General features: G+C 65.7%; 10 protein-coding genes and 1 CRISPR repeat array. Of the genes, 5 read left to right on the forward strand and 5 right to left on the reverse strand.

All coding sequences use genetic code 11. The features are described from left to right. Window positions 1-61: 61 nt before the first annotated feature. The 3 genes from E6O51_RS15500 (at window position 62) to E6O51_RS15510 (ending at window position 3864) form a co-directional block, all read left to right on the forward strand. Window positions 62-931 (forward strand): FHA domain-containing protein, encoded by an 870-nt coding sequence (locus tag E6O51_RS15500; protein WP_136385911.1) that lies wholly within the window; start codon window positions 62-64, stop codon window positions 929-931. A gap of 80 nt (window positions 932-1011) precedes the next feature. Further along, a complete protein-coding gene (locus E6O51_RS15505; protein WP_136385912.1) occupies window positions 1012-3159 on the forward strand; it encodes a protein-disulfide reductase DsbD family protein in 2148 nt (715 codons plus the stop codon). Window positions 3160-3234: 75 nt separating this feature from the next. Beyond that, window positions 3235-3864, forward strand: coding sequence for a redoxin domain-containing protein (locus tag E6O51_RS15510; protein WP_136385913.1), 630 nt, complete (start codon window positions 3235-3237; stop codon window positions 3862-3864). On the opposite strand, the gene E6O51_RS15515 is transcribed toward E6O51_RS15510, so the two are convergent. The 5 genes from E6O51_RS15515 to csy1 form a co-directional block, all read right to left on the reverse strand. Beyond that, the gene (locus E6O51_RS15515; RefSeq protein WP_136385914.1) at window positions 3834-4088 is read right to left on the reverse strand and encodes a hypothetical protein; all 255 of its coding nucleotides are present in this window, start codon (window positions 4086-4088) and stop codon (window positions 3834-3836) included. The genes E6O51_RS15510 and E6O51_RS15515 overlap by 31 nt on opposite strands. Window positions 4089-4646: 558 nt before the next feature. Beyond that, a CRISPR array of direct repeats spans window positions 4647-6538; the repeat unit is 28 nt; unit sequence TTTCTGAGCTGCCTGTACGGCAGTGATC. 129 nt (window positions 6539-6667) lie between these two features. Next, entirely contained in the window at window positions 6668-7231 is a 564-nt protein-coding gene (cas6f, locus tag E6O51_RS15520) for a type I-F CRISPR-associated endoribonuclease Cas6/Csy4 (RefSeq protein WP_136385915.1), read from the reverse strand. Window positions 7232-7233: 2 nt separating this feature from the next. Continuing rightward, window positions 7234-8271, reverse strand: a complete 1038-nt coding sequence (gene csy3, locus E6O51_RS15525; protein ID WP_136385916.1) for a type I-F CRISPR-associated protein Csy3 — start codon at window positions 8269-8271, stop codon at window positions 7234-7236. Between the two features lie 27 nt (window positions 8272-8298). Beyond that, window positions 8299-9294: a type I-F CRISPR-associated protein Csy2 gene (csy2, locus tag E6O51_RS15530; RefSeq protein WP_136385917.1), complete on the reverse strand. Its 996-nt coding sequence runs from the start codon at window positions 9292-9294 to the stop codon at window positions 8299-8301. After that, window positions 9291-10664: a type I-F CRISPR-associated protein Csy1 gene (gene csy1, locus E6O51_RS15535; RefSeq protein ID WP_136385918.1), complete on the reverse strand. Its 1374-nt coding sequence runs from the start codon at window positions 10662-10664 to the stop codon at window positions 9291-9293. The genes csy2 and csy1 overlap by 4 nt, the downstream gene beginning before the upstream one ends. A gap of 462 nt (window positions 10665-11126) precedes the next feature. On the opposite strand from csy1, the gene E6O51_RS15540 reads away from it, so the two are divergent. Further along, entirely contained in the window at window positions 11127-11396 is a 270-nt protein-coding gene (locus E6O51_RS15540) for a FitA-like ribbon-helix-helix domain-containing protein (RefSeq protein WP_136385919.1), read from the forward strand. Then, a complete protein-coding gene (locus E6O51_RS15545) occupies window positions 11393-11809 on the forward strand; it encodes a type II toxin-antitoxin system VapC family toxin (RefSeq protein WP_136385920.1) in 417 nt (138 codons plus the stop codon). The genes E6O51_RS15540 and E6O51_RS15545 overlap by 4 nt, the downstream gene beginning before the upstream one ends.

The following is an 11809-nucleotide window of genomic DNA, read 5'->3' on the forward strand; positions in this document are numbered from 1 at the left end:
CATTTCCCCATCATGAGCCCCCGAACCGTTGCACCGGCAGCGAGCCTTCTATCCACGTGACATGACCGAACGCAAGAATCTCTGCATCTTGGTAGCCGAAGTCACCGGCGGCGACCGGCTCATCGGCCGCCTGACGGCGGAAGAAGCCCAGCATTCGGTGGACCGCTGCCTCAACCGCATCGATCGCGTCGTGGAATCGAACGGCGGCGAACGGCTCACCCGCGAGCCGCAGGGCCTGGCAGCGAGCTTCGAACGCTGCGACGCCGCCGTGCTGGCGGCCTGCGAAATGCTGGAACGGGTCGTGAGCCTGCCGCCGACCAGCGGCGTGCAGTTGTCCGCCCGCATCGGGGTGCACTACGGCGCCATCGAACCGACCCGCCCACCCCATGGCGAAGGCCTGACGGTAGCCCGGCATCTGGCGGCCAACGCCCAGCCCGGCCAGGCGCTGGCCAGCGGCGCTGCGGTGATGCTGCTGTCCACCCCCGCGCGCCACTTCGCCGGCACCGAAGGCACGCGCAGCCTGACCGTGGAAGGCATGGACTGGCCGGTATACGAGATCGGCCACCGCATCAGCGGCATCACGCCGCTGCCGCCGACCAGCAAGCTGTCGCAGCAGTTGCGCATCCGCCACCAGCAGGACGACCTGGTGGTGGACGAGCAGCACCCGGTGCTGCTGATCGGACGCGAGCAGGGCAACGACGTGGTCATCATCGACCCGCGCGCCTCGCGCCAGCACGCCCGCATCGAGCGGCGCAACGGCGGCTTCTTCCTGGTGGACCAGAGCAGCAACGGCAGCTTCGTCGCCATCGACGGCCACGGCGAGAGGATGATCAAGCAGGCCGAAATCCTGCTCAACGGCCCGGGCCGCCTGGGCTGCGGCTTTTCCGCCGGCGACATCGAACGCGACCTGGTGTTCTTCGACCTGCAGTAGGCGCCGCCCGCATCTGCCGGAACCTGCGCCCCGCAGCAACACTCCATCGGATGTTGGTCCTTTACCGCGACAGGTCCCGCATGGCGCGCTCCCGCACTTCCTCCTCCGTGCTCTTCCCGCTCCGGCACCTGGCCGGCCTCGCGCTGCTGGCCGGTGGCGCACTGCTGGGCGGCAACGCCCACGGCGCCGCCGAAGGCACGGAAGGACGCACCCCGCACGTATCCGCACGCCTGGTCGCGGCGGCCGACGCCGTAGCGCCGGGCGAACGGGTCACCGTGGGACTGGCCAAGCGCATCACACCCGGCTGGCACACCTACTGGCGCAACCCCGGCGACTCCGGCCTCGCTACCCAGGTGCACTGGCAACTGCCCGCCGGCGCCGCAGCCGGCCCGCTGCAATGGCCGGCCCCCGAGCGCCAGGCACTGGGCCCGGTGGTCAATTACGGCTACGCTGGCGAAGTGACCCTGCTGGCGGAATTCACCGCGCCGGCCGACGCCCGCCCCGGCGACGTGCTCGACATCGCGGCCCGTGCCGAATGGCTGGTGTGCAGCGAGGTCTGCATCCCCGAACAGCTCGACCTGAACCTGAGCCTGCCGGTGGCCGAAACCACCCGCACCACCGCCCACTCGGCCATTACCGCGGCGCGCGCCCGCCTGCCGCAGCCCGCACCGTGGCCGGCACGCTACAGCCGGGACGCGCACGGCCTGCAGCTCGCGGTGGATAGCGGCGCTTTGCCCGCCGGCAGGGGCGAGGCATGGTTCTTCCCCTACGAATGGGGCGTCATCGACCACGCCGCGGCGCAGCCCGCGCAAACCGGCAGCGACGGCCTGCGGCTCACGCTGGCGCCCGGGCCGCTTGGCGGCGACGCCGGGCCGGCGGTGCTGGAAGGCGTGCTGGTGATCGGCGACGGCAGCGGCGCGACGCGGGCCTACGAACTCCATGCGCCGCTGGGCACCGCCGCCTCCGCCGCCACCCCCGCGCCGCCGGCCGTCGGCCTCGCCACTGCGCTGGGTTTCGCCCTGCTCGGCGGCCTGATCCTCAACCTGATGCCCTGCGTCTTCCCGGTGCTGGCGATGAAGGTCATCGCCCTGGTGCGCCACGGCCACGGCGGCCGGGACCACGCGGCGCGCCACGGCCTGGCCTATCTGGGCGGCGTGCTGGCGAGCTTCGCCGCCCTGGCCGCGGTCGTGCTCGCACTGCAGGCCGGCGGTGCCCGGCTGGGCTGGGGCTTCCAGTTCCAGTCGCCGCTCTTCGTGCTGTTCGCAGCCTGGCTGCTGTTCGCGGTGGGGCTCAACCTGTCCGGCGTGTTCATGGTGGGCGGCAGCCTGGCCGGCGTCGGGCAGTCGCTTACCGAACGGGGCGGCTACGCCGGCAGCTTCTTCACCGGCGTGCTCGCCGCGCTGGTCGCCACGCCCTGCACCGCGCCCTTCATGGGGGTGGCCATCGGCTTCGCCATGACCCAGCCGCCGGCCTCGCTACTATCGGTGTTCCTCGCCCTGGGCCTGGGTCTGGCCCTGCCCTTCGTCGTGCTGACGCTGCAGCCGGCCCTGCTCGGCCGCCTGCCCAAGCCGGGGCTGTGGATGCTGCGCCTCAAGCAGGCGCTGGCCTTCCCCATGTACGCCGCCGCGGCATGGCTGGTATGGGTGCTGGCGCTGCAGACCGGCGCCGACGGCCTGCCGCTGGCCCTCGGCGGCATGGTCGCCATCGCACTGGCCGCCTGGCTCCACGAGGCCGCCCGCCATGCCGCCCCCCGCATCCGCCGCACTGCCCGCCTGGGCGGCACGGCACTGCTGGCCGCCACCCTGGTTGCGGCCAGCAGCCTGCAACCGGCCGCCGTGCCGCAGACGCACAGCGCAACGGCCGCGCCCGCCTCGCTGCTGCCGCTGGAAACCTATTCCGGTACTCGCCTGGCCGCGCTGCGCGCCGAAGGGCGGCCGGTATTCGTGAACTTCACCGCCGCGTGGTGCATCACCTGCCTGGTCAACGAACGCGTCGCGCTGGAACGCCCGGAAGTGGCCGCCGCCTTCGCGGCACGGGAAGTCGCCTACCTGAAGGGCGACTGGACCAACCAGGACGCCGGGATCACCGCCGTGCTCAACGCCCACGGACGCAGCGGCGTGCCGCTCTACCTGTACTACCCGGCCGGGGCAGGCGCCACACCCGTGGTGCTGCCGCAACTGCTCACCGCGGACATCGTGCTGCAGGCCATCGCCCCGCCGCCCGGATAGGGTCGGGACCATCATCCCCGCCGGCGGCGAAACCCTGCCCGCCGCCGCGCGCCGCCAACACCAGAGGAGCCATCGATGAAACCGTCCCCGTTCGTGTCCCGACTCACCACCGCGGCCATCCTGGCCGCCGGCCTTCTCACCGGCGCCGCCTTGGCCGCCCCGCAAGTCGGCCAGCCCGCCCCCACCTTCAGCGCCACCACCGCCGACGGCAACACGCTGGACCTGCAGTCCCTGCGCGGCCGCACCGTGGTGCTGGAATGGACCAACCACGACTGCCCCTTCGTGCGCAAACACTACCGCACGGGCAACATGCAGGCCACCCAGCTCGCAGCGACCAGCCAGGGCGCGGTATGGCTGCAGATCATTTCCTCCGCGCCCGGCACCCAGGGCCACGTGGACGGCGCCACCGCGCTGCGCCTGAACAGCGAACGCCGGGCCGACAGGATCAGCCATGTCGTCCTCGACCCGGACGGCAAGGTCGGCCGCCTCTACGGCGCCCAGGTCACGCCGCACATGTACGTCATCGACGCCGCAGGCACCCTGGTCTACATGGGCGGCATCGACAGCATCCCCTCCGCGAACGACGGCGACCTGGCCAACGCCACCAACTACGTCCGCGCCACCCTCACCGCCCTGCAGGCCGGCCAGCCCGTCCCCAACCCGGTCACCCGCGCCTACGGCTGCACCGTCAAGTACGGCTCCTGAACCGCAGAACGGAAAACCGGACGAAAGCCCACCGCCACCACCGCGATCCGCTTTCGTCCGGCCTCCCGCCCTTCCCCGCCGCGCCCACCCATCACCTCGCGCCGCAGCGCCGCCTTCTCGCGGCTGCGCCGCGCCTTGAACGATTCTTCATGCACCCCGCCACCGCCACGCCGACGCACCTGCGCCACGAGGGGGTTGCGGGGTTTGAGTTTTGACTTCTTCATTACAGGCTCCTGGGTGGCACATCGATCAACAGGAAGAACAAGTCCCACAAAGCTGAAAGACTCTGGTCTGGATAGACAGTTCCAGCACACGAGACGTGCAACAGGCTGCCGGGAAGACCAAGTCGCCAACACGTTATCAGTTCCATTTGACTGGCGGTGAGTGCTTCCATCTTGCTCGCCGATGTGGTCACGCTGATTTTTTGAGCTGCCTGTACGGCAGTGATCGGAGGTGATCAGCGCGAGCTGCTGCAGCAGGCCTTTCTGAGCTGCCTGTACGGCAGTGATCACAGGGGCCCCATGTGGCAGGGCTGGCTCTACTTTCTGAGCTGCCTGTACGGCAGTGATCGGAGCAAATCAAGGTATCCAGGCAGTTAGGCATTTCTGAGCTGCCGTACAGGCAGCTCAGAAAGCATCACGCCGGCCAGCATCGAGCACGACCGGGATCACTACCGTACAGGCAGCTCAGAAATGTCAGCGCACGGTGGCGCTGAAGCTGGCATTGATCACTGCCGTACAGGCAGTGATCCGTCTGGCCGCCGAAGCGGCAGGTGTTCGAGATTTCTGAGCTGCCTGTACGGCAGTGATCGCTTCAACGCGCCGCCGGCCGATGACTTCGGCTTTCTGAGCTGCCTGTACGGCAGTGATCTAGATGTAGGCGCGGCTCTTGCCGACCTTCTCTTTCTGAACTGCCTGTACGGCAGTGATCATGTGGTAGCCGCGGATGCGCCGGCCGGGGATTTTCTGAGCTGCCTGTACGGCAGTGATCGCGCACGGCGGTGCGGCGGGCCTTCTCCACCGTTTCTGAGCTGCCTGTACGGCAGTGATCCAACCACAGCGATGCGGCTTGGGTGTCCGGCGTTTCTGAGCTGCCTGTACGGCAGTGATCCGGCAAGGACATCACCCCGCTTGTGGCGCCCCTTTCTGAGCTGCCTGTACGGCAGTGATCGCTTTCCCCGCCGGCCGCAAGCGTCAGGATGTTTTCTGAGCTGCCTGTACGGCAGTGATCAGTTTCGCCCCACCGCCCAGATCAAACTGAGTTTTCTGAGCTGCCTGTACGGCAGTGATCATCGCCGCTGGCTACGCGCACAACACGGGCAATTTCTGAGCTGCCTGTACGGCAGTGATCCGCGATCAACGATGCCGAACCGGTCTCGTTCTTTTCTGAGCTGCCTGTACGGCAGTGATCGGGCGTGGTGCGCAACAGCCGGGCCACCGGCGATTTCTGAGCTGCCTGTACGGCAGTGATCTGCGGAGATGCCGGGTACTGGCGGCGGCTAGTTTTCTGAGCTGCCTGTACGGCAGTGATCGCCTGTACTTCTTGCGCAGGGCCTGGCCGACGTTTCTGAGCTGCCTGTACGGCAGTGATCCTGCCGGCGCTCATTGAGACCGAGCACCTGGTTTTCTGAGCTGCCTGTACGGCAGTGATCGTCTTCTAGATATACCGGGCCGCTATCGTCATTTTCTGAGCTGCCTGTACGGCAGTGATCTTATGACAGGGGCCCCCGCTGGCCAGGATCGATTTCTGAGCTGCCTGTACGGCAGTGATCGCTGCATACCCTCGATGCAGTCGCCCAGGTAGATTTCTGAGCTGCCTGTACGGCAGTGATCCTTGGGGGCGATGACGATGCCGCCAGTGGCGATTTCTGAGCTGCCTGTACGGCAGTGATCTCGAGGGCGTCTCCGATCTGGACGCGGACGGCTTTCTGAGCTGCCTGTACGGCAGTGATCAGTTCTTCACTCTGGCGGTCACTCTTCTGGCTTTTTCTGAGCTGCCTGTACGGCAGTGATCGCGGATGTGCGGCAACAGCGTTAATCCGCTAATTTTCTGAGCTGCCTGTACGGCAGTGATCGGCTACGAGGACGGGGCCGAAGCAGCCTTCTTTTTCTGAGCTGCCTGTACGGCAGTGATCGAAGCCGTAGTAACAGATGCAATCTTTCTCCGTTTCTGAGCTGCCTGTACGGCAGTGATCATCTGGAGTCCGCCACCGCGACGCACCGGGATTTTCTGAGCTGCCTGTACGGCAGTGATCAATCCCCATGATCCCGGACCGGCGCTGCACTCTTTCTGAGCTGCCTGTACGGCAGTGATCGGGTGGTCTCGATCATGCGAAGACCTCGCTCATTTCTGAGCTGCCTGTACGGCAGTGATCGACGAAACTCGCGTCCACTACCTGCTGTCGGATTTCTGAGCTGCCTGTACGGCAGTGATCGGGTCGCCCTTGGTGGCGAACACCTTGCGGGCTTTCTGAGCTGCCTGTACGGCAGTGATCTGGCTGGCCGCGTTCTTCCTCGTTTCCCGGGTTTTCTGAGCTGCCTGTACGGCAGTGATCCGACAGGGACAGACGGGGCGGGCCGATAGTCATTTCTGAGCTGCCTGTACGGCAGTGATCGTTCATCGGCTACGTCGGGCGCCTGCCCGAATTTTCTGAGCTGCCTGTACGGCAGTGATCTAGACATTCGAGCCGCTAATACCTTAATTGCTAAGGAAAACGGGCGCAAATGCGCCCGCTGCCCCAACTAACCACCATTCTCATAACCCTTTGTTTTTTTAGTACTTAAAGAACCCACCGAAAAAAGGGTCAAAACCACGGTACGGTGGCAATGGCACTAAGGCCATACGTTCCGAACGGACCGCGTACGGCAGTCTGTCGCAGTGCCTGATGCTCTATGAAAAGCTTGAAGCGCTGGCCGGTCGTGCGGCTGGCAATTTCGACGTATGGAAGATCAAGCCGTTGTGCGGCGCAGTCGGGGATCGTCGCTCGCGCTTCATCGGCCCCCATATGCTTGCGTGCCATCAACCGACGCCGTATGCGTTCAGGGTTGCTCTTTGCTTGGACCCTACGCACGATACGATGTGCAACCTCTTCGGGCACCGGGGCAAGTGTCGTGACTGCGATGTGATCCCGCATGCCTTGCAGCCAGGCAATCCGCATCAGGCGCTCCAGGCTCTCCGCTGTCCCATGCAGGCGAAGCCGCCTGCCGAGCGTCCGCCTGTCCTGATCGACTTCCGGAAAGCTCACGCCGATATCACGCCCGCCGTAGTCGACCAACCCCCGATGGAGCTTTGCAAATAGCGCACTCATCAGCGTCGGTGCCGGAAACTCTGGGTCTGGCAGCAGTTTGATGTCGATGTAGTAGTCCATGCTCAGCCCGCCTCACCGAAGACGCCACCCCGCACCAAGGTGGCGATGACGAAGTGCTGCTGTTCCAAGGGCGGGGCTTGATCCTTGATGATCCAGTGGTCGAGCAGGTTGTAGAAGTCCAGCTTGTCCTTGGGCTGGCGGTACGCCTTGCCCTGGGTGGTCACCGAGCCGTAGGGCTCCACCGCGATGGGGCCGTTGTCGTCGGCGCCGGGATACCAGGTGTCGATGGTGCGCAGGGCGTTGCCGATCTTCTGCGAGTGGATGGCGGCCACGGCCTTGTCGCCTTCACCCACCTCGTAGAGCGTCTTGCTCTTGTCGCTGCGGCCGCGGTCGAGGATCAGTTCCTGCGAGGGGAACACTTCCTGCCCGGCACCCACGCGCACGAATGCAGTGACTTGCAGCAGGACATGCGAAGCCCCGGCCAGGCCGGATTCGATCAGCGCGGCCAGTGCCGATACGTCGGCCGCTTCGGTGGTCGGCGCGGAGAGTTCGCGCAGAGAGTGGTCATGCGCCTGGAACGTCCACTGCGTGGCCGGCTTGCCGTCCTTCAGGTGTGCGACCTGCACTTCCACCTGCTCGGCGCCGATGCGGTTGCGCCACAGGAAGCGGCCGTTGGCGAGATTTGCGGCGTAGCGGCGCGCCAGTTCGCCGAAGCCATGCTGCTGCACGTAGCCGCCGACGGTGGCGACCAGCTTCTTGCGGTAGTCCGCATCGTTGCAGGCCGACGGCTCGCCGGTGCCGCCGAGCACGCGCAGGGTGAATCGGACTTTCAGCGTGTCGGCCTCCAGTGGCAGGGCGGCCACGTCCACGGTCTGCAGGTTGGGGTTCTCGATGGCGGCGTCGAGCTTGGCCGGGTCCTGGTCCTTGGTCTTGAGCCGGTTGGAAATGGTGCCGCGTACCGATTTCGCGCGGAGCTTCACCGGCTGCCAGTTCGCCGAATCGCCGCGTGCGGTCCAGTCGCCGGCGAAGAACAGCGCATCGGAAGGATCGAGCTTGCGCTCGAAGGCGAGGACGGAGGCGGTCTTGAGGTCTTTGGACATGATGGGATTCCTTGTCGTGGTGGACGGTCAGTCGAAGTCGTAGAGCTGCTCGAACGCGTCGGCAGCGGGGCGGTAGTCGTTGCGGCAGCGGTAGAGGCCGTCGTCGGGCCGGCTGTCGGCGTACCAAAGCAGTTGCTGGGGCGATTGCAGACGGTGCGGACTGACCCATTCGCCGACCGAGTAGAGGCTCTCGACGAAGCGGAACGGCGTGGTCGCATCGCGCGCGTTGGCGACGCTGCCCGGCGCGTGCACTTCGCCGAGCGCGCCATACCCGACTGGGATGGGCACGATCCAGCCCTGGCCCTTGCGGTCGTTGAGCCACTCGCCCTTGCCGTCCTTCTCGCCCGGCTGGTAGCGCCAGTTGATGCGCGACAGCGACAGCCAGGCATCAAGCCGGGTGGCCTGCGGGATTTCGGTCTGCATCTGTGCCAGCCGCTGGTCGATCAGGTCGTCGCGCGCCACCAAAGCCGAACCGGGCAGCAGACGCACGCAGACTTCACGGAAGGCTTTCCGCCTGTCACTGCTGTCACCGGTGAAATCGGCCAGCCACGGCTGGTGGCGCCGCGACCACGGGCGTGTGGCCGGCAGCACGGTGCCGCCGGCCACGCGCATGCCCGCCAGCAGGTCAGCAATGGCTGCAAGGTCGGCGGCCTGTGCCTCCGCATCCCAGCGCTCGGCATGCACGGCAATGACCAGGCTTAGGTCGAGATGGATGCGGCCTTCCTCGACGATGGCGGCGGTACTGCCATCCTTGTCCACGGGATTGCGGGTCAGGCGGAACGATTTGACGAAACCACCATCGTTCACCTGTTCCTGCCAGTCGTGGCTGACCACGCCGACCGCGTTGAACTCCAGCACGAGACCGGCCCGGCGTGCCTTGCGTTCCAGTGCCCAGATCAGGCCCAGGAATGCCGTCATGGACGGAAAGCCGTGGGTCAAGGGGCTGGAAACAGCATTGGCGTTCTGAATGCGCAGGTGCGGCAGCACCAGCAGGTGCGTGAAGCGCGGGAAGTCGTCGTTCATGCGATCTCCTCCACCTTGGCGCGGCGTCGCAGCGGCGTGGGCCAGGCCACGTCGACAATGGCGTGGCTCACCCAATGGTTGAGTTCGGGCAGCGCCATCGTCACCAGGCCGGCCTTGCGTATTTGTGCGTTGAGCCACAGGCCAAAGCGCGTAGCGACTTCGTCAGCCCAGTCGCCGTGGTCGTACTCCGCATTGAAGGCTTCGTCGCCAGCCTTCCATTCCGGATGCTCCGGGTCGTCGCGCAGCGGCAGTTCCGTTCGCTCGGGATCCAGCCAGAGCCGTTCGCAGCGTGTCAGGCGGCAATCACCGTCACGCGTCCAGCCGGCCGGATAGCGGCCGCGGATAGCTACACCAAACAATGCCAGTTGTTCCGCTATTTTTTTGATCAGATCATCGCGCGCATCGCGGATGTCCTTGTTGCCCGTCTTGTCCTGCACCGACAGCAGATAGTCCGATAGTGCGCGAGTGAGCCTGCGCACATCTTCAAACCACAGGAACACTTCAAGCACCGATTCCCGTTTCGATACGCTGGAGCGTCCGTCTGCTTGCCATGCCGGCGGCGGCAGGGAAGGCAGCAGGTAGTTGATGCCGCCGCGTTCGCTGTTCAACTGGCTGATGTTCTGCGGCTTGGTACCGCCCAGCTTGCGGGCAACCAGGTTGCGGTAATCGCGGTACGGAGCATCGGAAGGCCGCTTGTCCCTGAACGCCTGCCGCGCTTCCTTGTTGGCATCGCCGAAGCGTGCATCCTGGATGTCCGCATGCACGGCATGGGCCAGCGAACTGGAGAACATTGGTTGCAACAGGTGGTATTGGCTGTCGTCCTGGGGCTCTTCGCCGACCAGCCAGTAGACCTGCTTGGCCATCGGATGCGTGGCAGGCTTGGCGCCTTCGCGCACCAGCGAGGCGAACGCCTCCATCCACGCCTTCGCCAGCTTTGAATCCGGCGACAAGGCGGCCATCAGATCCGCATCGCCGGCCTGCATCCAGTCGAGCAGGCGCTTGCCGTCCACGTCGAGCTTGAGGAACTTGAACACGTCCAGCGCCGCGGCATTGCCAACCACATCCTCGGCGTAGTCCTCGCCGAGCAAGTGGCTGCCGATTTCGCGATGCCGGGGCAGCGTGGCCGGATCAACGTGCAGGCTGCTGCCGCGGGCGTCCGGATGCGTGGCCTTGAGCACGTGCGTGACCGCCTGAATCTGTCCCACGCGGCGCGCAGCATCGGCCAGCCAGGTGGCGTACTCGTATTTCGAGGCGGCCCCGGCATCGTCGTCCTTGCCCTTCAGCTTGGCTTCGCGCCGGGCTTCGATGAAGGCGGCGATGGTGGTACGGAAGCGATTGGAACGAGCCCCGGATTCTGTTTCTTCGTTCATGGGCGTCCTTTCATGTGCCTCTCACGAGGCGTGCATGTAGAATCCCCACGGCAGCTAGCCGCTACCGTGGGGCGCGGATGGTCCGCTCAGACGACTGATGATGTCATGTGCGGGTTTTTCCACACACCAATATCCTCCTGCACGACTACCGTTCGTGCGTTGGGCCGGGGCCAACCGGCAAGTTGCACTGACGCCCAAGCCGTTCGCACCGGACTTGGGCGTTTTTATGGTTACACCGTTTTTTCTTCCGGTCAATACCACTGTACTCTCTCTTTCTTGACCACTGTTCTCTCTCTTGCTATCTTCCGCAACTGTGGCGGAGATGCCTACAACTGCTGGAAAAGCAGCTCAGAAAACTGTGCTCCCCCTTTCGGAGCCACATTACTGCCGAACAGGCAGATTGCTCCCCCTCCGGGAGTGACTACAATGCAATCATTGCAGTCACTCCCGGAGGGCTTCCCCATGGCCACCATGACCATCCGCAATCTCGATGACGACGTGAAGGCGCGCCTGCGCGTGCGGGCGGCGCAGCATGGGCGCTCGATGGAAGAGGAGGCCCGCAGCATCTTGCGGGCGGCGCTCAATACCAGCCCGGAAGCCCATACCGGGGCCGCGCTGGTCAAGGCCGTCCGGGCGCGGGTGGAACGGTTCGGCGGCGTCGAACTGGAACTGCCGCCGCGCACGCCGGTGCCGGAGCCGCCCGACTTCGGCGAGGGTGAATCCGGCGCATGATCGTCCTCGATACCAATGTGCTGTCCGAATTGATCCGCCCGGTGCCGGAACCGAAGGTGCTGGCATGGCTGGAGGCGCAGGCGTTGGATGCGCTGTTCACGACGGCGATTTCCCGTGGCGAGATGCTCTACGGTGGCCGCATCCTGCCGGGAGGCAAGCGCCGGGAGGATCTGTTGCAGGAAGTGGGAGCGATCTTCTCCACGGACATGGCTGGCCGCGTGCTGCCCTACGACGAAGCCGCAGCCGACGCGTATGCGCGGATCGCCGCCGCGCGGCGTGCGCAGGGGCGGCCGGCCAGCCAGTCGGACATGATGATCGCCGGCATCGTGCATTCGCATGGGGCCAGGCTGGCGACCCGCAACGTACGGGATTTCGAGGACTGCGGCATCGAGGTGGTCGATCCCTGGCATTGA

Origin of the sequence: Pseudothauera rhizosphaerae, from assembly GCF_004801305.1 — a bacterium.
Taxonomy (GTDB): Bacteria; Pseudomonadota; Gammaproteobacteria; order Burkholderiales; family Rhodocyclaceae; genus Pseudothauera; species Pseudothauera rhizosphaerae.